Origin of the sequence: Flagellimonas alvinocaridis (assembly GCF_004916895.1) — a bacterium.
Lineage (GTDB): Bacteria > Bacteroidota > Bacteroidia > Flavobacteriales > Flavobacteriaceae > Flagellimonas > Flagellimonas alvinocaridis.
This window is the reverse complement of the sequence record NZ_SNTZ01000002.1, coordinates 438,153-460,958: the sequence shown is the minus strand read 5'-3', so window position 1 is coordinate 460,958 and position 22,806 is coordinate 438,153. Positions and strand designations below refer to the sequence as shown.

Below are 22,806 nucleotides of genomic sequence, written 5' to 3'. Positions count from 1 at the left end.
GTTTTAAAGAATTGCTAATAACACCTTGTCGTTGCTGACTTTTTTATAGTCATAAACCTTCCCGTCAATGACCAATGCAGGAAAGGTAAGGACCCCGTAGGGCATGGTGTCCTTGAGGTCAGAAAACTCGGTGATGTTTACGTCCAGATGGTTTTCACTGGCAATTTTTTCGATTTGTGCCCTTATGGGGGATGCAGTGGCGCAGCAGGATGAATGTAAAATTTTGACTTCAGTACTCATAGTTCAGTAATTTTAAATAAACTTTACTATGTAGTCTAAAATGGCGTGTCAAAAGACACAATTCTCAATAAAAAAATGATTCTACCTATTTGTACTTTGTGGATGCCTGAAAATCAACCAAGTGGTTTATTAACGGGATACACGATTCCTTAACAGAGCAATTGACGAAGTTGCCATTGGCATCATATACGATATCACAGCATTCCACAAATAATTCCCTTAGCTTTGTTCTTGCCCTTTGCACCCGCATTTTTGCAGCCGAATACCCCAAGTTCAGCTTTTCAGCTACATCTTTTTGGGATAGTTTGTCGATGTCACTCCATTGTAAAGGCTCGGCATATTTTTTGGGAAGGAACTGGATCATGGGTATCATATGATCATACACGGATAGCTCCAGATTGGTTGGTTCAGTTGCCTCAAGTATCTTTACATCACTAAGTTCAACAATTGGGGCACTCTTTTTGAAATGGTCATAAATGGTATTTCTGGCAACTTGAAACAGCCAGGCCTTGATGTTTTCAATTTCCCTATTTTTTTGATAGGACTCGACCAGTTTCAGCATTACCTCTTGCACAATATCTTCCGCAATGGTTTCATCCCGAACCTTTTTTAAGGTAAAGTATTTTAAATAACTGTAGAAACTTTCGATCTGTTCATTAATATCGCAACATTTCTTTTTCATGGCTTTGCTTTTATGGCTTTCGGTTTAATGGTGTGCCAGCCTACACAGGATATGTATACAAAGAGGTTGGTGAAACTTTTATTTTTCACTCTTCCTATTTCCTTTGTCAATTAAGGATGAAGCTTTAGTAGTGGTAAAATTTCCCTGTAACTGACCATGGTTTTCAATTCCCTTAAATGCTGATCAAGGGTAGATTTACAATGGAAAATATTTCCACCAAGTTGCCTGTTATATTCTTGTACTTACATTGTTCCTTACAAAATTCATCACAGATTTGGATTGTCTTACAAGAAAATATTTAGACTAAGGCCTTAAAAAATAATCAATGGGCCTTTCTCAATGCTCCAGCGTAAGCGTTGGGCAATATGCTGCCCTCAACGGCTTTGGCCGCCTTTTCGACATCATATTCGAAGCGTACAAACTCCACATGGATGCTATTCTTGTCCGGCCTACGGAAGTTCCCATCCATGTTCAACAGCACATAGCATCCCCTATTGTCGCCATCCTTGGGCTTTCCGATGGATCCGATATTTATCGCATGGCGGTATATGGTGCCTCCATCATAATCCAAAAGGGCCTTGTGATAGGGTTGGTGTGTATGTCCAAAACAGAGGATATCGGCATTTGCATCCCGCAGGATGCGTACCAGGCTCTTCTCCTTCCGGTCCTCGAAAAGATACTCGTTGATTCGTCTTGGGCTTCCATGCACCAGGAGTAGGTTCACTGTTTCATCGTTCCTTTTGAACTCCACATTGATATGGGATGGAAGGTTTTTCAGGTAGGCCCTTTCATCATCCCCCATAATGGAGTTGGTATAGGATATGGAAATTGCCCCGTTCGCCTTTTCCTCATCGCTCTTGTAGGCACAGCCACAATCATCACTGTTGCGTCCGATGCCAAAATCATAGTTGCCCGCAATGGTGGGTATCCGGCGTTTTCTGATCTCATGGACCACCTCGTTGGGCCAGATGTTATAGCCCACAAGGTCCCCAAGGCAATAGATGGCGTCCGGCCTATGTTTTTCCACATCCACAAAAAAGGCCTCAAGGGCAGGAAGGTTGGCGTGGATGTCCGAGAAGAGTGCAATTTTCATCCTTATGCGGTTTGCGGTTTAAAATACTTTTTGCGCAACCAAAAGGCGACCCTTACCAACAGAATCAGGGCAGGAACTTCCACCAAGGGCCCGATGACCCCTGCAAAGGCCTGGCCGGAATCCAGTCCGAAGACGGCAATGGCCACGGCAATGGCGAGCTCAAAGTTGTTCCCGGCTGCTGTAAAGGCCACCGAAGCGGTCTTGTCATATTCGGCACCCATCGCCTTGGTGAAAAAGAACCCAATGATGAACATCAGGGTAAAGTACACCAAGAGGGGTATGGCGATCACCACCACGTCCATGGGAATCTCCACGATAAGTTCCCCTTTGAGGGAGAACATGATCACAATGGTGAACAACAGGGCGATCAAGGTCATGGGAGAAATGGCGGGAACAAACTTTTGGGCATACCACTGTTCCCCTTTGATCCGGACCAATATCGTTCGGCTAAGGATGCCCATAAGGAAGGGGATGCCCAAATAAATGGCCACACTCTCCGCTATGGTCCCTATGGAGATGTCCACAATGGCCCCTTCAAAGCCAAAATATGGGGGCAAAACGGTGATAAAGATCCACGCATAGAAACTGTAGGCAAACACTTGGAAGATACTGTTCAGGGCCACCAGTCCCGCACCATATTCCGCACTGCCCTCGGCCAGGTCATTCCAGACCAGCACCATGGCAATGCAACGGGCCAAACCTATCAATATCAATCCGACCATATACTCGGGATAGTCCCTCAAAAAGAGGATGGCCAGGACGAACATCAACACGGGGCCGATGATCCAGTTGAGCACCAGGGAAATGGTCAAGATCCTGGTGTTCTTGAACACCTTGGGCAACAGTTTATAATCCACTTTTGCCAAAGGTGGGTACATCATCAGGATGAGACCTATGGCAATGGGGATGTTAGTGGTGCCGCTGTTGAACGAATTGATGATGTCGGGGAAGGACGGGAAGAAGTAACCGATACCGACCCCTACCGCCATGGCGATAAAGATCCAAAGGGTAAGGTTCCTGTCCAAAAAGCTCAATTTTTTTACTGCCATGTGTTATGATTTGATCTGTGAAAATACATACCAAAGTTCCGTTGCTATCTGTATGCTCCTTTCAAGGTATTTCTCGGCCTGTTGCGGGGTATTGTCAAAGGCCTTGGGATCCTCAAAGGTGATGGGGATGCGCTTTTCCGCACCGGGCACAAAGGGACAGGCCTCATTGGCCGAATCACAGGTCATGATGGCCCCAAAGCCGGAACTGGGGTTGAAGGCATCGTCCATTTTCTTGGAGAACCCGATCACCGGATGGGCATTTTCCGCATATTTGATGGCATAGACAGGATTTTGTCCCTGTGAAAGCTGTTGGATCTGGAACCCTTGTTTCCCCAAGGTTTCCGCCACCATCGGGAACAGGGCCGTGGCTTCGGTCCCCCCCGAATAGCAAAATACGTTCTTGATGTTGAAATGGAAAGCCATGGCCTGTGCCCATATCTGTGACAGGTGGCTCCTCCTGGAATTGTGGGTGCAAATGAAATTCAGGCGTATTTCCTGATTTTCGGAAACTTTCGACTGTATGAACCCGGCAAGGGGATCAAGGATTTCCCTACGCTCCGGGGAAACGGCATCCAGTTTCAAGGTTGTGATGAATCCCGCTATTTCAGGGAACAGGCTAGTTGTGGTCGTAGTCATTATATAGAATTAAGATTTAGCAACAATTGCCGTCCGGGGAACAGCAGGGCTCACTTTTCAATTGGGACAGTCTTACCTTTGGTTTCTTTTCGGGGACCCCACACTGGTCCTTGGCAAGGCAGTCGGTCATCTTGGTGGTCAACAGAAAATGCCCTTCATCAAAGGCAAGGCCATATTTTCCGATAGTGGTGCCCTGGTATTCCACTTCGACTTCCAGTGAGTCCTCTATTTCCAATACCTTTTGGGACAGTTCGATGATATGAACCAACTTTTCGGGATGCAACCTGTGGTCATAGTCGTTGGCCTCCCACAGTTGGAAACTGACCACTTCCTCATGGCGCACGGTTCCCCCGCAGTCTATAAAGTGTTTGTGAATCTTCCCCACTTCGGTGACATGGAAATGTCCGGGGACCATTTCCCCGGTGGGCAATTGGAAGCCAAGGGTTTCCAATCGGGACAGTACTTCTTTTACTTCTGATAATTTCATGGATTGTTCATTTTAGCTTTGATAATAGCATCGACCTGGGTGGCGACATAGATCATTTCCCCCGCGATGACGGCCTTGTTTTCAAAAAGGACCTCTGCATTTCGGTCCGTCAGCCCATCCTGTACATATACCTTGACACTGCTGTCCTCGTCCAAATGTAAGGATTCGAGGGTCTTTCTGTTGATGGTCCAACTATCGGAGCCATAGCGGACCGAATACGTGAACAGGGATTCGCCCTGCGCATTGGAGACCCTGAACCCATCGTTCTTCAGCAGGGCCAGACCGGGAAGGGTCTCATTGGCGGTATCCAGACCAGCGGATTCCACCTTGAACCTGTCATATAATCCGTAGTACATAAGGCCCGTCCTGAGCCAGATCATGGCCAATTGGCCCATATCGTCATTGTCCTGGTCCACAAATACAACGGTATAAGGGGTCTCCCCCATATTGGACACCATTCTGGCGGCGAGTTGGTCCAAAAGCTGGATCTTTTCTTTGGATATCTGGGGAAAAACGGTCTTCAGTTCCTTTACGGAGCGTTGGATCTTTCCCCTCAGTTCCTGGGAATGTGTGGTCAATGGGAGGCACAACAGCAGCAGTGCCATGGTTAGGATCATTTTTGTTTTCATGGTTTCTATTTTATGGTTTCAGTTTATTAGTTAATCGCAATAAAACGATTAATGGGTTCAAAAAAATACTAACAGCACTCTTGGTCCAGTTCAATCCCCTGATCGAGGAATGCCTTGAACTTATCCTTCATTTCGTTCCAATTTGCCACATTGACACAGTAACAGACACTGGTGCCCTCCACATCGCCCTTGATGAGTCCCATGTTCCGGAGTTCCTTCAAGTGTTGTGAAACCGTAGGCTGTGCCAGTCCTATCTCGTCCACAAGGTCACCACAGACACAGGCCTTGACCTTGAAGAGGTGCTGCAATATGGCAATCCGGGCGGGATGGGCAAATACCTTACCGATGAGGGCGAGCTCATTCTGGTTTTCGGTAAATATTTCGGTCTTTGCCAGTCCCATATCATTATTTTATCGCAATATTACAATATATTGATTCAACATAAAAAGATTTTCGATAAAAATACTTAGGTTCAAACCAAGGCTTTACAAATTTTCAGGGTCACTTGGTCATGTACCACAACATCCGGATGTTGCCTGAATGGGGGGACAGGCCACCGAACCAAAGGAACAATACACGCAACAATCGCCATTTTTGGGCCTTAGAATGGAGCCGCAATTTTCACATTCATAAAAGAACTGACAAGAATCCGTAGGCATCTTTTCCTCTTTGGAATTGCCACAATGCGGACAGGTAATTGTAGAGTACAGATTGATATCCATTATCACTGGTCCTTTATGGTGTATCCGGTTTTCAAAATGGCGTTCACGATAGCATCCCTGGTGGTTTTGGCGGGATCGTACATTATCTGTGCATTGGCTTTTTGGTAATCTGCCTTGACCATGATGATCCCATCAAGTCCATTGACCTCGTGTTCAATATGTGCCTCGCACCCACTGCATGTCATTCCCACGACCGGAATATTGATTTCCTTGACATCTTGGCTCGCAAAAAAGTTCGTTTGACCCTTGGCTTCCTGTTTCGGGTACAAAGATTGGGCATAATAGGGAAAGGCAAGCATCGCTAAGGCAAAGACCGTGATGGTCATCAACCAAATTTTACCCTTCCAAAAGGCCGGCTTTTCGTCCGTATCGCATGCACAGTCTATTTCCTTTTTGGCGACTGTCCTTAACTGTTGGTACCACGCCACTACCAAAACCAAACCCGTAATTCCGATCAAATACGGTCTGAACGGTTCCAAAAACTTAAAATTGGACGCCAGGCCAGATGTTCCGGCCACAATGGCCAAAAGTGGTCCTATGCAACAAAGGGAGGTGGCCATGGCCAAAATAATGGAAGATCCCATTAAGGTTTTCTTGTTATTCATGGTTTACTGGTTTTATTTGTTCTTTTTTATCGAGCAGGTCAAAAATTGGAAAAAGTAACGGCGAATGATCGGTCACCAAGGAATAATGGATCATCTGGCCTTCCTTTTGGGATGTGATCAAATTTCTGTCCTTGAGCTTGCGCAAATGTTGTGAAATTGCGGATACATTCATTTCCAGTATATCACTAAGGTCACAGACACATAAGCGTTGCTCTTGGTTCAAAAGGTAGAGAATCTTAAGCCGAACCGGATTGCCCATTAAATTCATTATCCCTGAAAGGGAGTCCATGGAATTTTCCAAATTTTGCATAGTTTCCCTGCATTCCATTATCTGTTTGGCATCCGCCTCCAAACGTATGCATATGTTCTTATCCATACTACGAAGTTACAGTAATTTATTATTTTAGCAAACTCTAAAATAAATGGGTGGCAAAAGAACAATATCAAGCCCTGGGTCACATTACCTGATAATCTTTAGGGTCGGATATTCCGAATTGTCGTTCGCTTTACTTTGCCCGCTTCCCAATTTCTCCTTCAACTGGGCCATGTCCTTGCTGATTTTCTTTTCCACGACCCTAGCATACTTTTGGGTCGTTGAAAGCTTGGTATGCCCGAGGAGTTTGGAAACGGTCTCAATGGGCACGTCGTTCATTAAGGTGATTGTCGTTGCAAAGGTATGTCTGGCCACATGGAAGGTTAGGTGCTTATCAATATTTGCCCTTTGTGCAATGATCTTTAGGTATTGGTTCACCTTTTGATTGGAATACACTGGAAGAACGGTATTTTCATTTTTGGGAAAATCCACATACTTCTCCAAGATTTTCTTGGCTTTGGGCAATAGGGGAACCTTCACTTCGGTCTTGGTCTTTTGGCGTTTTACATCGATCCAGAGTTCCCCGTCGATGCCGGATACGATACCATTGGGATTGAGAAGTTTGATCTCTATGTAGCTGAGTCCGGTATAACAGGCAAAAAGGAAAATATCCCGGACCAGTTCCATGCCCTTTTCCTCGAATTCCAATTGGTCCAGCGCCAGAATTTCCTCCTCTTCCAAGAAAGCACTGTCATAATCCTCCATTTTCACTTTATACAGATTGAAGGGATTCTTGGGGATACAATCAAATTTATAGGCCATGGTCACCAATTTCTTGAACCGCAGCATATGTTTCATGATACCGTTGTTGTTCAATGTCTGGAACGATTTGATGGGTTCGCAGTTCCGCAGGAAGTTTTCAAACTCGATCAAAAAGGCATAGTCTATCGAGGCCAGCCCAATATCGGGTACCCGATATTTTTTGGCAATGAAGCGTTTCAGGTAGGTCTCTGTGGAGGAATAGTTCTTGACCGTCCCTTTGGCCAGTTTGGGCAACTCATAGGTTCGGTTGTACTCCAAAAGGTCCAATAGGGTGAGCATCACCTTGTCCTTTCCCAGATATCGAAGCTTGATGGATTGTGCCGTTATAAAGTTACTCTCGGCACTAAGTTGCCGATGGCATTCCAGCAACTTTGCACGGACGTCGTCCAGATATTTGTTTACAACAACGGATTCACTGGCCCTATGGTCCATTTTTCCCAAAATAGGACACCATCGTTCTTCAAAAGTTGATCTATGGACACTGAGATCTGCATTTTTTCCTTTACATCTGATCCGGACATAAATTGGAAACCGTCCATCTTTTTTTCTTCCTGATTTTTTCAGCCAAAAACTGATACTGAAGGAGTTAGAGGTATTCATGTGTTCTCGCTTTAAGTGAAACATTGGTTGAAGCGAAAGTCAAATCACACGAAAAATCAATAATGGAAGTACAATTTAGGGAATTTTTCCCGACAAAAATAGGACACTCTATAGGACATCCTCACCGATGGTTTCAGATGGAAATAAAAAAAACCAGAAAAAATTAATTTTCTGGTTTTCAATTAATTAAGGTTTTACTTAGTGTCATAAAACCATGGTTCGTCGGGATGACTGGATTCGAACCAGCGACCACACGCACCCCATGCGTGTACGCTACCAGACTGCGCCACATCCCGAAAACGGAATGCAAAAATATAAATTTTACAGATATTACCTTGCCAATTCCTGAAATTAAAAAAGAAAAACACTTCTCTTCCAAATAGGCATACGAAAACGTCGCACAAGTATCTGAACCTTAGCCCAGAACTGTACATGCAATTGTTTAGCCCCTTCTATCTATATAAGGTAAAATGTCCTACAAAGCGTTGTTTCTCCCTGTCGTTGGCGTTTACCACATACCAGTAATCCCCTGTGGGAAGGGGTTTACCCTCGTAGTTTCCATCCCATTTCTTCACTTGGTCCAAATGGGCCACTACCCTACCGTATCGGTCGTATATAATGACCTCAATATTTGGGAAAAATTCACGGTTTCCAGGATACCAATAATCATTTAAATTATCGCCATCCGGTGTAAAGAAATCTGGCATTTCAGGCATTCCTTCAAAATCAAACGGCATTACCAGGTTTGCCACACACCCCCGCTCATCACGTACCATAATATTGATGTTGGCATCAACACTGATGTTAAAAATGTTGGTTTCACCGTACGATTCTCCTTGAAAGAAATATTCGTATCCTCCGAAACCACCCGTTGCCATGGCCGTTACCTCATTGGGACCTGTCTTAATTGCTTCCAAGGTTAGAGGTTCGTAAGCTTCAACTTCAAACTCCACAAAGGTTACACATCCATTTTGGTGATAAATGAATACTGTGTGCTCTCCCGCGGGGAGGTCACCAAAAGTACGCTGCTCGGTAGCCATGGAAATATCATCCACATCCAAGGCAAATAGTAATTGCGGAACTTGGGAATTATCTGCAATATTGATACGAACAGTGCTATTCGGGAAAATACCGTCGCAACCATACTCCACCACAGGTTCAGCTTCTATTTCTATCCCAATGCCTATATCTGCCACAACATTGGTCTGGCAACCATTGGCATCCCTAACAAATATTACGTAAGTCTCGCCTCCTGCCAGATTGTCAAAAAATAAGCTGTCATTCTGGACAAAATCGGCATCATCCGCAGAATTCACACTCGTGTAGTATGGGGCCGTTCCTCCGGTAACTCCTAAAGTCAAGGTACCATCATTATCACCAAGACAGACTTCCGGGGTAGTAGAAACAACACTTGCCACCAGTTCGGCCGGCTGAGTGATTTCCACAGTTCTGGTGATAGTACAGCCCAAATCATCCTGAATAATAATATCATAGGTTCTAGGAGCAAGATCATTAAAAGTCTTCCTGTTCGGATTATTTGGATCATCCCCTTCAAAGAATTCACTCAAGGTATCAGAAATAGAATATCTAATGGCTCCAGTACCACCACTGGCTTCAATAATGATCTGTCCATTGGCGTCTCCGGCACAGACTACGGGAACTGCCTCCAAATACTCCAATACCAAAGGTGGTTTTGGCTCAATAACTATGGGGTCCGATATGGCCTCACATCCACCACTTCGTGCATATACATAGTACGTTCCGGGGTTCAACTCCCTAAAGATACCGGAGCTTTGCGCAGGACGAACAATAGTGGCCGCGGTCACGGGAAGGGTGTTGGAGTTTACCAAGGTGTAAATATAGCTTCCAATACCGCCAAAGGCTTCCGAGCGTATAATTCCAGTTGCCTCACCTGCACAATTGATGGTGGCGTTGGTCAAATCCAATGCAATCACCAAAGGTGCAGCTGGGTCCAAGGAAATTTGGTTAGACTTTTCAAACGGACATCCATTTGAATTTTGGACATCATACTGGAAAGGTCCTGGGTCAATAGTAATATCTTCTGCAATTTCCACACTCGTCATCCCAGCGCCAAATGGTACAAATGGGTCCGTTGTTCCTGCTCTTCGGTAGAAATAGTCCACTCCAGGTTCAGGATTGGTCACCGTTAATTCCATTCTTCCCAAATCCCCACAACCGGGAGGTTGCAATTCCACAAGCTCGGCCACAACTATTTCAGGGTCCTCCACGCTTATCAAATCTGTGGTAAAGCTACAGTTCCATCCATCAAAAATGGTAATCCTGTAATCTCCAGCGGATAGATTGGCAAAAGTTGGTGTGGTCTGAAGCCCGCTGTTGGTACCATCTGTAATCCTGTTCAATTGATAGAGGTAATTTCCTGGGCCTTGTCCTCCTGCAATGGCAAATGCTTGGATAATTCCATTGTTGTCATTGTTACACGCCAAAGGTTGTACCACCTCGATATTTGCAGAAATTGGAATTGGCAATGGTAGATTGATATCCCGAGTTGCCTCGCACCCCCTTATATCCCTAACGTTTATGGTATAGGTATCTGTGGAGAGATTTTCAAAAACAGGATTGGTATTGGGGTAATCCACCAAAATGGTTCCATCCGAAGCCACCAATTGATACTGATAGGTTCCCCATCCACCATCTCCGGCCGCTGTAATCTCACCCAAACCGGGAACATTACAGGTCACCGGGGAGGTTTGTACGGCATCCACTGTAAGCGCCCTATCCGGAGAACGAACTGTGGCAACATTACTGATCACATCACAGAAAGGGGAATCCAATGCTTCTATATATACCACCAAGTTCCCGGCAGGTACATTGTTGATGAGTTCAGGAGTATTTATGGGTGCATTGGTGTCAAAACTACCGGTAACACCTGTCGAAGTTTCCACACCGGCATTATCCCTTGTGAACACTTCGTAGTTGTATTGTCCGCTATAATTATTGATTTCCAAACTGATGATACCATCGCTACCATTGAAACAAGTAACAGGTTGCACTTCGGCAATCAAAGCTTCCATGGTATTGTACTCTGGCATGTTCACCGTAGTGGTAAGATAGGTACATCCACCACTGCCCACATCGGTCACTGCAAAAATATAGTCGCCCGGGTTGGTAATATCCCATGTAACCCGATCAGTTCCACCTGAACTTCTTGCAGGTTCCGAACCTAGCGGAAGGATTTCTACCTCATAGTTTCCCGGTCCTTCATTGATGATAATGTCAATGGTACCTGGATTCACACCTGTTTCGGAAACATCACAGGTAATTGGATTTACATTATAACTGAATGTAATATCTGTTGGACTGTTAATGGTTACGGTTGATGTGTCCTCGCAGCCGTTTTGGTCTCGGACTGTCAATGTAATGGTCTGGTTGGTTCCATTGTCAATGACTTCAAATGTATTACTGGTCTGGAAGTTGGTACCATCAAACTGAGGAGTACCATCGTTCATACTATAGGTGTATGGGCCAGTTCCCGTGGCAGTTCCCGTTCCATCCCCGTTGGTGTCGGTAAAAATGGTAATGGTGGCCGTGCTAAATTGATTGCTGGATGGATTACAGCTGAACTCGGTATTTATGGCATTGGATTCCAACAAAGAGGGCTCATCTATGATGATGTTTCCTGATCTATCGGTACAGCCTCTATCGGATACCACCTCAACCTGATAGGTATTTGGAGGCAGGTCATCAAAGACGGGCGAACCTTGGGGGCCGGCAAAAATCGTGGAACCGGAACCTACATAAAGGATATAACTTAATGGGGTATCGGTATCACTTCCGGGTTGCAATTCCACAGAAATGGTACCATTATCCGCTCCATTACAGGTAACATCACTGTTTGGAGTGGCTGTGATCACTGGAGTGTTCACGGTGGACACGTTGACTATGGCCTCATCAGAACACAACGGCGTGGTGTTGGAACTCAAATCGGTTACCAAAATATTGTAATCTCCCGGCAAAACGTTGTTGAAAACATTGGTATACTGGGCAGGACCTATATTGGCCAAGGTACCCGCATCCCGCAATTGATACTCAAAATTACCACTACCTCCCGTAGTGTTCACCGTAATGACCCCATCTCCTGCATTACAGGTAGGGAACGAAGTAGCATCTGCCGAAATCGCAAAGAAATCGAATACTTCTGCGGTCACGGTATTGGTACAACCATTGCCATCCCTTACAGTAATCACATAACTGCCGGGGTTGGGCACTGTAAAAGTGGTACCAGTTTGAAATCCACTACCAATATCATACTGGAAGGTGTTTTCTGGTTCGGGGCCTGAAGTCAATGGAGATACCATATGAATCTGATAGCCGCTGGTGGCCGTACACTGGTTGACCACATCAATGACCGGAGTGGGCACACCTGCTTCTTGGGTTACCGATAATGTGGTAAAAGCGGTACAACCATTGGCATCCTGCACATAAAAATCGTAATTGGAAGGATAAGGCCCTGCTATTTCAAAAGTCGTATCCGAAGAGAAAACTGTAGGTGCCGCAGCTCCTGAAGGCACATAGGCATAATTGAATGGGGCCGTACCTCCAAAACCTCGAACTGTGACCAAGGCACCTGCATTACAGGTAGCTTCCACAAAATTATCAATGGTAATGGACGGTGAACTAAAATCAATGAACACCAAAGTACTTCCCGTACATCCGGTATCGGTATCATTAACGATAATTTGATAATTACCTGGCGCCAATCCCGTAAAAGTATCCGAAAACGGAAGGGTTTCATTGGTAAATGCTGTCGGACCAGAAAGTGTGACTCCGGTATCCGTATTTTGAAGGGTTACCGTAAAATTGGCCGGATTGGCAGGTAATCCCGAAACTTCATAGTTGATGGACCCGCTCCCTGCCACATTACACGATGCTGTTGTAGATGTTGCTGTTACAGTAACTGGGGTAGGAGCTGTTATGGGATCTATTTCTTCAATGTAAATACATCCCAAGGCATCCCTGACTTCCACAAAATACGTTACGCCAAAGGTCACTATGGCCGAGAAATCATGAATATCCACACCATTTACATTGGCAGGCACAAATGGGCCTCCCCCAACAAGCCTAAATTCATAAGGGGCGGTGCCTCCCACAGCTTGTACCCTATACGAAAGGAAAGGGTCTGTACAATTCAACGGAGCTGCATCCAAAGGTATCAAATCCAGGGTGTTTTGGTCCAAGACCACTTGATCCCGATCTTCACAACCTTGGGCATCTGTGGTTACAATGGTATAATCCCCAGCAGGAAGATTGGGAAAGTTTACCGTTGTACTTCCCGTTCCCATGGAAGAGGCCACTAGATTTCCAGCCACATCCAACAGTACATAATCAAAAGGGGCTACGCCATTGTTTATGGTTGTGGAAATGGAACCGTTAACCGATCCCGCCGAACACACAGGGTCTGTGGGGGTAACCGTGGCATCCAATGGAACACTGGCCCCAATGGTTACATCGTAGGCTGGGCTTACACAGCCTCTACTATCACGAATTACAAATCCACCGTGGGTTCCAGGACCATATCCCGAGAAAATATTCTGTGTGCTAAAGGTAGCCCCGTTATCATTACTGAATTCATAGGGAGGTATTCCTTGGCTTGTATCCGGAATTAGTTCTACAATACCGCTTGTGTTATCACCACATTGGGTATCGGTACCCACAACAGAGCCTGCAATGAGCTCTGTTGGCGAAATCGTTACCACATTGGTTTCGTTGGTACAGCCATTGGCATCGGTAATCAAAAACTGGAAGGTGGTGTCTGAAACTATAGAGCCATCATTGGGAATGCTGTACACAAAAGAGTTTCCTGTGATATTATTATTGTCCGAAGTATACGGCGCCCCATTTACACTCACTTCATATATATCGTAATTTCCTCCAGAGGTATATCCATTACTGATATTCACCTGAATCTGGGCAGGTGGTCCGGCACAGTCCAGTTCTTGGATTGTAGTGGCATTGGCAACCACCTGTGGCTCTATGATTTCCGTAACGGTATCCCTACAATCGTTGGCATCTCTAACATCGATGGTGTAGGTTCCCGGGGTAAGCCCAGAAAAACTGTTGCTTGCTCCCCAAGCTCCTCCATTAATTCGATATTGATACGGGGCAGCCCCTAAAGTAGCGTTCACCACCAAGGTGGCTGCTGTAAAATTGTCGTAACAAAAATCTGAAGCACCCGCATCCAAAGTCAGCGTAGGTGCATCCAAACTTGTTAAAGTAAAACTATCTGTAATTGTACAGCCATTGGCATCGGTCACGCTTACCTGATACGTACCATCTTGGGAAAGATTGGAAAAAGTGCTTCCATTTTTAGGCCCTCTGGTTGAACCATCCGGCTGGGTAAGCGTATAACGGTTACCTCCCCATCCTCCTACGGTGTTGATTCGAACAGCGCCAATGTTTCCATTTTGACAGCTCATGTCGGTAACATCCAAACTGGAAATGGCAAAGGCTGTTGAAGGCTCTTCTATCACCAAAGTTGCCGTATCGGTACAATTGGTCTCTTCATCAGTCACGGAAATCACATAACTTCCTGCGGATAGCCCTGTTAAAGGAATGATGCTTCCATTTTGTCCAGTAAAGACTGTTCCTCCATCAATACTGTAACTGTAAGTGCTATTGAATCCATCCACTAAAAACCGTCCTTCCCCATCCGAATCCCCAACACAGGTAACCACCTTTGTTTGCTGAGCCGTTACCCCTATGGAACTAATATCGGTGATGGCATAATTTTCATTATAAGAGCAACCTTCATTGTCGGTCACCCTAAAGGTATAGGTCCCCAATCCCAATCCAGCAAAGGTGTCATTGTTTCCATTATTGACCACACTTGTCGCTGGTGCAATAATTTCATAGGTATATGGGCCTGTTCCTCCCGTAACCGTAAGTTGCACAGAAGCCGTGGTAGTGATACAATCCAAACTTGAAATGGCAAAATCCAGATTGGTAGGTTTATTCAAGGCATTGAAAACAATATCTGGGAGTGCTTGCACACATCCATTGGCATCCCTTACCAGCGGGGTGTAGGTACCCACCCCCAAGCTTGGGAAAACAGGGTTTGCGCTAAAGCCGGCCCCCACGCTGTATTCGTAAGGTGCCGTTCCTCCAGAAACCCCTGAAATAGTAATCTGCCCCCCATTTTCATTGGTACAGGTAGGCATAGAGTTCGGGGTGGCCGTGGCCGTAATGGTTGAAGGTGTCCCAATGGTCGCCACTTGTGGTGTAGTGGTACAGGTAAAAGAATCCTGTTCGTACCGTAGTACAACATCATAGTTGCCTGGAGCCAAATTGGAGAACACATTGCTTATTTGAAAACTGGCTCCGTTATTGATGCTATATTCAATTTCATAACCAAACCCATTGGTAACATTGATGGTTATTCTACCATCATTGGCGCCACCACAATTGGCATCTTCCTCGGTAATGTTGAAAATTGGTGGTGGAATATCGGGAACATCAACAGATGCACTCCGTTGGCAACCGTTGGCATCCTCTACCAAAATATTGTATGTGTTCGGGGTCGATACTGTAAAACTCGTACTACCGGTATAGGTTGAGCCAAAAGGCCCACCATCCACACTAAAACGATACGGCGCCGTACCCCCTGATGTGGTCAAGTTCACATTTACCGAAGTGGCCCCACAACCAAAACTATCCGAAGCCGTGGCCGATACCGCCAACGGGCTAATCCCATTTCCTATAGTAATGCTTCCTCCCGATGTATCCGTTGTAATGATTTCGGAGCAATTATTGGTTTCTACCCTTATACTATAGGTTCCTGGGCTTACATTGGCAAACGTATATGCGTCGGCTGAATTGGGACCAAAGGTATCCACGGTAACCCCATTCTTTATCAATCGATATGTATAAAATCCCGGGACACCGGATACTTGAACGTCTATGCTTCCGAGTTCCCCGCTACATAGAATATCATTAGCGGTAACATCCACCGAAATATCCAAATCATTAACCGTAAGAACATTGGATGGAAATACACAAGCACTCGCAGAAACATTTTTCAGCCTTACATATACCCTGTAACTTCCCGATGTGGTAATATCAAAAAACGGAGCATCTTGATAGGGTCCAGCAGGAGTGTTCAAACTGTATTCGTATCCGGCGGGCACATTGGTCACCTCCACCCTACCCGGATTGCCACAAATGATATCTTCTTTAATCAGTTGGGGGTTCAAAGGGTTAAGTGTCGATTTAAAATAATAGTATTGCCCAGAACCTATTCGCACCCTAAACTCACCTGCCGTAGATAAATTATAAGTAGGGTTTACGCCTACCGTATTCCAAGTACAGGCACCATTGATTGTGGGGCAATTGTCCACCACAGTTGGCGCACAGGTATTGGGATCTAGTTTTTGCCATTCATAACTTCCACCAGATTGACTAAGTGTAAGCGTTCTAACATCACTGGTACCACATAAGAAAAATTTGGCCAGTGTGCTGCCGTCATTGGGACAAGTTACTTCTTCATTGGCCCCTTGGATAATGGTCGCGAACATAGGTGCACTTGCCGCACCGAAAGATGTTTCCATGTTCTTTACTGGGGCATTCACGGTGGCAACCGTTGCCTCTTTCTGCCCAGCCGAATTGGAAACCGAGGATACTATATGGGTAAGTATCCTTTTGACTTCTGTCTTTGCTAATACCGTGGAACTTATTATGGATATGGACACCACCAACACGGCATATAGCAGATGCCTTGTTTTTTGAGGGAGCATAGGTTAAGTCTTGTTAGGACAGAATATTTAGATTTGGGACCTTAATATTCTAAATCGTAGTTATCTATACTTATAAAAATCTCTTTATCTTGTCAACAATCAACTACAAAAAAGTAGCCGTTTATCTATAAAATCTATTATTTCAACGTAAAACTATGAAAAAAAGTGTGGTGTTTATTTATTTTTTCGTTGTACTGCTCGGTACATCATGCGCCCAAGTTTCCGACAAAGGCATTAATCTTCCCAAAACCATTGATTTTACTGTTGAACCCATAATTACAGGTATACAAAACCCATGGGGCATGGCTTTTCTGCCAAATGGGGGTATTTTGGTGACTGAAAAATCAGGTGAACTCCTTCTTCATGCCAATGGCGAAACCATAAAAATTGGGAATATTCCCGGAAATCTATATACCCGCGGTCAGGGTGGATTTATGGATATTGTACTGCATCCCAATTACAGGGAAAATGGATGGATTTACTTTTCCTTTGCATCCAGCGAAGGAGAACAAAAAGGGGGCAATACGGCCATTTTCAGGTCAAAACTCTCCAAAAACGAACTTGTACAAACCCAACTGCTTTACAAAGCCGAACCGAATTCTACCAAAGGACAACACTTTGGTTCTAGATTGGAATTCGATAAAAAAGGCTATTTGTACTTCTCTATTGGAGATCGCGGGGACAGAGACATAAATCCCCAGGATATTACCAAGGATTGCGGTAAAATATACCGGTTACATGATGATGGCCACATTCCCAATGACAATCCATTTATTGGTAAAACCGGTGCAAAAACTGCCATTTTCAGTTACGGACATAGAAACCCCCAAGGGTTAACGCTTCATCCTGAAACAGGACAATTGTGGGAGCATGAGCATGGGCCAAGAGGAGGGGACGAAATCAACATCATCCAAAAAGGGAAAAACTATGGATGGCCCGTTATTACATACGGAATCAACTATAGCGGCACAAAGATTACGGATGAGACCTCAAGACCAGGCATGGAACAACCGATATACCAATGGACCCCTTCCATTGGTCCGTCCGGAATGACCTTTGTGTCTTCGGACAAATATCCCAAATGGAAAGGAAATCTCTTGGCTGGTTCACTATCATTTCAGTATTTGGAACGTATGGTGATAGAAAACAACAAGGTTGTATACCGAGAAAAACTATTGGACGGTATGGGTAGGGTTCGCAATGTAAAACAGGCCCCTGACGGATTTATCTATGTAGGCATAGAAGGCAAGGGAGTTTACAAATTGGTGCCAGATATGTAATTGAAATGCCTATTTGAGGGCATCAATGGCAGCCTTGACGGAACCGTATTTCTTTAGGGCTTTTTCAGCTTCATCATATTCCAGACCCAGTTCCTCCATAACATAACGGGTACCACGGTCTACCAATTTGATATTGCTCAGCTGCATGTTCACCATTTTATTTCCCTTAACCCGACCTACACGGATCATAACCGCTGTGGAAATCATATTGAGCACCAATTTTTGGCTGGTTCCACTCTTCATACGGGTACTTCCGGTCAAAAACTCTGGACCTACATTAATCTCAATGGCGATATCACTATCGGTAGCTAGAGGAGACCCTGGGTTATTGGTGATTCCAGCAGTAAGAATTCCGTTCTTCCTTGCATCGGCAATACCGCCCAACACATAAGGTGTGGTCCCCGATGCTGCAATGCCCACAAGGACATCGTTGGTATTGATGTTGTGTTCCATCAAATCTTTCCAGGCTTGCTCTGTATCATCCTCGGCAAACTCCACTGACTTGCGAATTGCAATATCTCCACCAGCTATCAATCCAATTACTCTTTCGTGGGGCATTCCAAAGGTTGGGGGAATTTCAGAAGCATCTAAAATGCCCAAACGTCCGCTGGTACCTGCACCAATATAGAACAAGCGTCCACCTTTCTTAAAACGGGGGGCAATCTCATCTACCAATTCTGCCACTTTAGGCAAAACCGCCTCTACGGCATGGGCTACTTTCTTATCTTCATTGTTAATGTTTGTCACAATATCCAAGGCGTCCATTTGGTCCAATTGGTCATAAAGTGACGGTTCTTCCGTGATTTTGATGTGTTTTTTCACTTGGTTACAGTAATTGTATGTTCATATTCTTAAATGCATCGAGTTTAACATCCCAGGGCTCCAGTTCGGTGATTAACACGTCTATCTCTTCTACACCGCATATTTTAAAACGCTGTAAGGAACCTATTTTTTCAGAAATGCATGGAGACACCACCTTTCTGGAACTGTGTATCATAGCCTTCTTCATTTGCACGATCTCCCAATCGAATTCTGTAAGCCCCTCAACGGGGTGAATGGAATTGGTTCCCAAAAAACAGATGTCCACCTTTATTTCCGAAAGCATGTTAATGGCGCTCCCACCAATAGCAATCTGGGAATCCTTGGATAGTCTTCCCCCTATAAAAATAACCTCAATATTGCTCTTTGTCAACAATTGTACGGCAATGGGCAAGCTGGGTGTAAAACAGGTCAACTTAAATTTTGAAGGTAAGCGCTTGGCCAATTCAAGGTTGGTGGTACCCCCACTCAACAAAATTACCTGTCCCTCTTTAATCAATGATATGCCTTTTTCAGCTATTCGGGATTTTTCTTCAAGGGAATATACGGTCTTACCTATTGGGTTATAATTATTGAATCCCAACGAAATGGCACCACCATGCACCTTCTTCAATAATTTCGAATTATGGAGCTCCTTTATATCCCTTCGTATAGTATCTACCGACACATCCAATAAACTGGCAATATCGGTCAGCAATACCCGATTGTGGATGCCCACTTCATTTAAAATGAATCGATGCCGTTCTTCCTTTAACATATATCGGGTAAAGTTAAATAAATCTTAAAAAGATTGCTTATTACAGCAATATAATGCAAAAATAGGCAGATATTTGGATTATTTCAATTAAAATCGCTTTTATATGCAATGTTTTGCTGTTTTTGCATATATTTGACAATAGGTTTTCGAATTTTTGCAACATTTTTATAGGCTCTTTTCATGGTTTATCCATTCAATTTTAAAGTCTATATAAGGTTTCGAAGATTCACTGAACAAGCCTATGAACCCTTTGGCCCTAGGCCTTGAACTAACTAAATTATTGCTATTAACTCTTAATTAAAACTACTCAGATTTATGGGAAAACTTCATGCTTTTTTAGGAAAAATGAGGTTCCGATTGGTACTGCTGGCCATACTTGCCACAACGTTGAGCGCGTTTGGACAAAGTCAGTACACTTTAACGGGAACCGTAACTGAAAGCGGCACTGGACTTCCAGTGGTAGGCGCTTCGGTATTTATTGAAAACACATCATTTGGTACTGTTACCGATTTTGATGGAAACTATAGCTTTACAGCGTCATTACAATCTGGATCATACAACCTATCCTTTAGCTCATTGGGTTTCTCTTCCCAAAAGATAGTTATTGATGCCAGTGGAAATCTCACCATTACCACTGATGCCGTTCTTTCTGAAGATTTGTTGAGCTTGGACGAGGTGGTTGTTACCGGTACGGGTTCAGGAGCCAACAAAAGAGCGCTGGGAAATGCCATTTCTTCGGTCAAGTCAGAAGATTTGGTAGACAATGGCGCCACACAAATTGACCAAGCCATCGCAGGTAAGATCACTGGCGCCTTGGTTCAGCAGAACTCTGGTGACCCTGCAGGGGGTATCAGCATCCGTTTACGGGGCCCCAGTACCATTTCCGGTAATTCGGACCCGCTTTATATAGTGGACGGTATCATCATCAGTAACTCTAGCAACGAACTAGTGGATTTAGGTGGAAACACCCAAAACCGTTTGGCGGACATCAACCCCAACGATATTGAGAAGATAGAGATCATCAAAGGGGCCGCTGCTGCTGCCATTTATGGCTCACGGGCAAGTAACGGGGTGGTACAAATCTTTACCAAACAAGGAAAAAGTGGAGAGCCCAAATTTTCCTTTATGACCAATACACGTATCAATGAACTCCGCAAGGAAGTCGATTACAACAAAGTACCATTGGCTTGGACCGTTCCAACCGATCGTTCCGACCTGAACACCGTTGCCGTTGACCGATACAACCTACAGGATGAAATCTTTGAGTCTGGTTTTGGTGTGGAAAACTACCTTTCCATGACGGGAGGTACCGAAAAAACCTCTTATTACCTATCCGCTTCCCATTTGAGCAATGATGGAATCGTAAAAAACACCAACTTCAAGCGATATGGGTTCAAGGCCAACCTTACCCAACAAGCTTTTGATTGGCTAAAAATCACTGGTGGTTTCAATTATGTGCGAAGCGTCAGCAAAGATGTGCCCAACGGGGGTATCAACAATGCCTACGGCGCCATTACTGGATTTGTTTTCAGTGACAACTCTGTAAACCCGGCTCCAGATGAATCAGGAGTCTATCCGGTAACCTCACTATTGGTTCCAAGAACCAACCCGGCAGAAGCTGTTGCCCGATTCGATTTCGGACAGAAGACCAACCGTTTCATCACGAGCGTTGCTTTGGATGCCAACTTTACGGATAATCTGAGTGCCAAGTACACCTTGGGTATGGATTATTACAACCAATCCGCCACAGCATACATCCCTATCAACAATACATCCCCTAATGCCGATGGATATGCCAGACGGTCGGATTTGAACAGCTTTCAGTACAACTCTGATTTGAACCTTACCTATAAGGCAGATATCACCGATGCCATCGCATCCACCTCTACCCTTGGTGGTTCCTGGCAATATGAAGAACGTGACAGGGTTGGCATCAATGCCACAGGACTTCCACCTGTAGTGGTAACGGCCACCGGAGGTAGTATTTTGGAACAAGGTGAAAGCCGTTCCCAAATATCCTATTGGGGTGCTTTTTTCCAACAATCGTTCTCCTTTAATGACAAAATTTACGTCAATGGAGCTGTGCGTATGGATGGTGCCTCAACATTTGGGGAGGATGAAAGAAATCAGTTGTACTTCAAAGCCAGTGGGTCTTATGTGGTTTCTGATGAAGACTTTTGGAAAAACACCTTTGGTGGAGCCTTCAACCTGTTCAAACTAAGAGCTTCTTGGGGGCAGGCTGGTAACTTGACCGCTTTGGGCGCATTTGACAGATTTTCAGTTTACAACCCTGATGCCTTGACCGGATCGGTAAGCTTGATTCCTTCTACCGCCCAAGGTAACGAAAACCTTAAGCCAGAGCGTCAAGATGAGATTGAAATTGGTTTTGATGCTGGACTATTGAACAGCAGATTGGGTATCGAATTCTCTTACTATAAACAAAAAGTAACCGACCTTCTATTGCCAAGGGTCCTTGCTCCTTCAAGTGGGTTTGGCTCCCGATTCGAGAATGTAGGTAATTTAGAGAATACAGGTGTTGAGATATTGTTGAGAGGAGTTCCAATTAAAAGCCAAGATTTTAACTGGGATGTTACAGCCACATTCTCCAAGAACAAAAACGAAGTTACCAACGTTGCCGGAGGTGGAAGATTGGCCTTGGCAGGAAGTTTCTCTACCAACTACGTCATAGAAGGAGAACCTCTAGGGGTTTTCTACAGACAGTTTTATGCTAGAAACGAGGATGGCTCCATTGCCCTGGATGCAGATGGATACCCATTTAGGGGCACCACAGAGGATGGAGAGTCTTCTAAAGTATTGGGAGATCCCAACCCAGATTGGTTCGGTTCTTTGATCAACGAATTCTCCTATAAAAACTTTGGTCTTCGCGTTCAGTTTGATGCCGTACAGGGATACGATGTATTTAACTGGAACCGAAGATTATTGGATAACGTCATCTTTGGTGGCGGCGCCCAAGTAGGTCAAGAACTTTTGGGTAATCTACCCAAAGGATACGGAAGTGCGCAGGCCAACATCTTCGAGGAATTCGTAGAGGATGGTTCTTTTGTAAAACTTCGTGAAGTAGCCTTAAGCTATGATTTTAAGCCTAAATGGGAGTATATAGACAATGTGAAGATCAGCTTGGTAGGTAGAAACCTAATTTCTTGGGACGACTACTCTGGTTGGGACCCAGAAGTCAGTGCCGCCGGACAGAGCAACGGGGTACGTGGATTTGACTTTGCTACAGTACCGATTCCAAGAACCTATCAACTAGGCTTTAACGTTAGTTTCTAATCCAATAAAAAAA

17 protein-coding genes and 1 tRNA gene are annotated in these 22,806 nt (G+C 44.7%); 2 read left to right on the top strand and 16 right to left on the bottom strand.

The genetic code is table 11. The features are described 5' to 3' along the window. Positions 1 to 3 precede the first annotated feature (3 nt). From EZV76_RS07445 to EZV76_RS07380, 14 genes are all read right to left on the bottom strand, one after another. Entirely contained in the window at positions 4 to 240 is a 237-nt protein-coding gene (locus tag EZV76_RS07445; RefSeq protein WP_051947130.1) for a thioredoxin family protein, read from the bottom strand. A gap of 85 nt (positions 241 to 325) precedes the next feature. Then, positions 326 to 922: a sigma-70 family RNA polymerase sigma factor gene (locus tag EZV76_RS07440; protein WP_051947131.1), complete on the bottom strand. Its 597-nt coding sequence runs from the start codon at positions 920 to 922 to the stop codon at positions 326 to 328. Between the two features lie 322 nt (positions 923 to 1,244). Continuing rightward, on the bottom strand, positions 1,245 to 2,015 hold the full coding sequence (locus EZV76_RS07435; RefSeq protein ID WP_036379065.1) for a metallophosphoesterase family protein: 771 nt from the start codon (positions 2,013 to 2,015) through the stop codon (positions 1,245 to 1,247). Between the two features lie 2 nt (positions 2,016 to 2,017). Then, entirely contained in the window at positions 2,018 to 3,064 is a 1,047-nt protein-coding gene (gene arsB, locus EZV76_RS07430) for an ACR3 family arsenite efflux transporter (protein WP_036379066.1), read from the bottom strand. Between the two features lie 3 nt (positions 3,065 to 3,067). Next, positions 3,068 to 3,700, bottom strand: coding sequence for a low molecular weight phosphatase family protein (locus tag EZV76_RS07425; RefSeq protein WP_036379068.1), 633 nt, complete (start codon positions 3,698 to 3,700; stop codon positions 3,068 to 3,070). A gap of 16 nt (positions 3,701 to 3,716) precedes the next feature. Next, on the bottom strand, positions 3,717 to 4,187 hold the full coding sequence (locus tag EZV76_RS07420) for a DUF6428 family protein (RefSeq protein ID WP_036379069.1): 471 nt from the start codon (positions 4,185 to 4,187) through the stop codon (positions 3,717 to 3,719). After that, on the bottom strand, positions 4,184 to 4,816 hold the full coding sequence (locus tag EZV76_RS07415) for a hypothetical protein (protein ID WP_136565952.1): 633 nt from the start codon (positions 4,814 to 4,816) through the stop codon (positions 4,184 to 4,186). Before EZV76_RS07415 ends, EZV76_RS07420 begins: the two co-directional genes overlap by 4 nt. A gap of 68 nt (positions 4,817 to 4,884) precedes the next feature. Next, entirely contained in the window at positions 4,885 to 5,217 is a 333-nt protein-coding gene (locus EZV76_RS07410; RefSeq protein ID WP_036379071.1) for an ArsR/SmtB family transcription factor, read from the bottom strand. A gap of 108 nt (positions 5,218 to 5,325) precedes the next feature. Then, positions 5,326 to 5,538: a GDCCVxC domain-containing (seleno)protein gene (locus tag EZV76_RS17305; RefSeq protein ID WP_081894160.1), complete on the bottom strand. Its 213-nt coding sequence runs from the start codon at positions 5,536 to 5,538 to the stop codon at positions 5,326 to 5,328. A 2-nt stretch (positions 5,539 to 5,540) separates the two neighbouring features. Then, the gene (gene merTP, locus EZV76_RS07400) at positions 5,541 to 6,143 is read right to left on the bottom strand and encodes a mercuric transport protein MerTP (RefSeq protein ID WP_036379073.1); all 603 of its coding nucleotides are present in this window, start codon (positions 6,141 to 6,143) and stop codon (positions 5,541 to 5,543) included. Further along, positions 6,136 to 6,519, bottom strand: a complete 384-nt coding sequence (locus tag EZV76_RS07395; RefSeq protein ID WP_036379075.1) for an ArsR/SmtB family transcription factor — start codon at positions 6,517 to 6,519, stop codon at positions 6,136 to 6,138. The genes merTP and EZV76_RS07395 overlap by 8 nt, the downstream gene beginning before the upstream one ends. 84 nt (positions 6,520 to 6,603) lie before the next feature. After that, positions 6,604 to 7,878: a site-specific integrase gene (locus EZV76_RS07390; RefSeq protein ID WP_036385944.1), complete on the bottom strand. Its 1,275-nt coding sequence runs from the start codon at positions 7,876 to 7,878 to the stop codon at positions 6,604 to 6,606. A gap of 222 nt (positions 7,879 to 8,100) precedes the next feature. Further along, a tRNA-Pro gene (locus EZV76_RS07385) sits at positions 8,101 to 8,174 on the bottom strand. A 156-nt stretch (positions 8,175 to 8,330) separates the two neighbouring features. Then, positions 8,331 to 16,646 (bottom strand): T9SS type B sorting domain-containing protein, encoded by an 8,316-nt coding sequence (locus tag EZV76_RS07380; RefSeq protein ID WP_136565951.1) that lies wholly within the window; start codon positions 16,644 to 16,646, stop codon positions 8,331 to 8,333. A 155-nt stretch (positions 16,647 to 16,801) separates the two neighbouring features. Between EZV76_RS07380 and EZV76_RS07375 the strand changes: the two genes are divergently transcribed. After that, entirely contained in the window at positions 16,802 to 17,926 is a 1,125-nt protein-coding gene (locus tag EZV76_RS07375; protein WP_136565950.1) for a PQQ-dependent sugar dehydrogenase, read from the top strand. Between the two features lie 9 nt (positions 17,927 to 17,935). Here EZV76_RS07375 and murQ read toward each other — a convergent pair whose 3' ends face one another. After that, positions 17,936 to 18,748 (bottom strand): N-acetylmuramic acid 6-phosphate etherase, encoded by an 813-nt coding sequence (gene murQ / locus EZV76_RS07370; protein WP_136565949.1) that lies wholly within the window; start codon positions 18,746 to 18,748, stop codon positions 17,936 to 17,938. Positions 18,749 to 18,752: 4 nt separating this feature from the next. Beyond that, positions 18,753 to 19,502 (bottom strand): DeoR/GlpR family DNA-binding transcription regulator, encoded by a 750-nt coding sequence (locus tag EZV76_RS07365; protein WP_136565948.1) that lies wholly within the window; start codon positions 19,500 to 19,502, stop codon positions 18,753 to 18,755. 315 nt (positions 19,503 to 19,817) lie between these two features. Here EZV76_RS07365 and EZV76_RS07360 point away from each other — a divergent pair, with 315 nt between their 5' ends. Further along, positions 19,818 to 22,793: a SusC/RagA family TonB-linked outer membrane protein gene (locus EZV76_RS07360; RefSeq protein WP_136565947.1), complete on the top strand. Its 2,976-nt coding sequence runs from the start codon at positions 19,818 to 19,820 to the stop codon at positions 22,791 to 22,793. Positions 22,794 to 22,806: the final 13 nt, after the last annotated feature.

Bases quoted from the DNA above. Each gene is read 5' to 3' on its own strand.
- EZV76_RS07445 (WP_051947130.1), bottom strand. From the start codon at position 240: ATGAGTACTGAAGTCAAAATTTTACATTCATCCTGCTGCGCCACTGCA.
- EZV76_RS07440 (WP_051947131.1), bottom strand. From the start codon at position 922: ATGAAAAAGAAATGTTGCGATATTAATGAACAGATCGAAAGTTTCTAC.
- EZV76_RS07435 (WP_036379065.1), bottom strand. From the start codon at position 2,015: ATGAAAATTGCACTCTTCTCGGACATCCACGCCAACCTTCCTGCCCTT.
- arsB (WP_036379066.1), bottom strand. From the start codon at position 3,064: ATGGCAGTAAAAAAATTGAGCTTTTTGGACAGGAACCTTACCCTTTGG.
- EZV76_RS07425 (WP_036379068.1), bottom strand. From the start codon at position 3,700: ATGACTACGACCACAACTAGCCTGTTCCCTGAAATAGCGGGATTCATC.
- EZV76_RS07420 (WP_036379069.1), bottom strand. From the start codon at position 4,187: ATGAAATTATCAGAAGTAAAAGAAGTACTGTCCCGATTGGAAACCCTT.
- EZV76_RS07415 (WP_136565952.1), bottom strand. From the start codon at position 4,816: ATGAAAACAAAAATGATCCTAACCATGGCACTGCTGCTGTTGTGCCTC.
- EZV76_RS07410 (WP_036379071.1), bottom strand. From the start codon at position 5,217: ATGGGACTGGCAAAGACCGAAATATTTACCGAAAACCAGAATGAGCTC.
- EZV76_RS17305 (WP_081894160.1), bottom strand. From the start codon at position 5,538: ATGGATATCAATCTGTACTCTACAATTACCTGTCCGCATTGTGGCAAT.
- merTP (WP_036379073.1), bottom strand. From the start codon at position 6,143: ATGAATAACAAGAAAACCTTAATGGGATCTTCCATTATTTTGGCCATG.
- EZV76_RS07395 (WP_036379075.1), bottom strand. From the start codon at position 6,519: ATGGATAAGAACATATGCATACGTTTGGAGGCGGATGCCAAACAGATA.
- EZV76_RS07390 (WP_036385944.1), bottom strand. From the start codon at position 7,878: ATGAATACCTCTAACTCCTTCAGTATCAGTTTTTGGCTGAAAAAATCA.
- EZV76_RS07380 (WP_136565951.1), bottom strand. From the start codon at position 16,646: ATGCTCCCTCAAAAAACAAGGCATCTGCTATATGCCGTGTTGGTGGTG.
- EZV76_RS07375 (WP_136565950.1), top strand. From the start codon at position 16,802: ATGAAAAAAAGTGTGGTGTTTATTTATTTTTTCGTTGTACTGCTCGGT.
- EZV76_RS07365 (WP_136565948.1), bottom strand. From the start codon at position 19,502: ATGTTAAAGGAAGAACGGCATCGATTCATTTTAAATGAAGTGGGCATC.
- EZV76_RS07360 (WP_136565947.1), top strand. From the start codon at position 19,818: ATGGGAAAACTTCATGCTTTTTTAGGAAAAATGAGGTTCCGATTGGTA.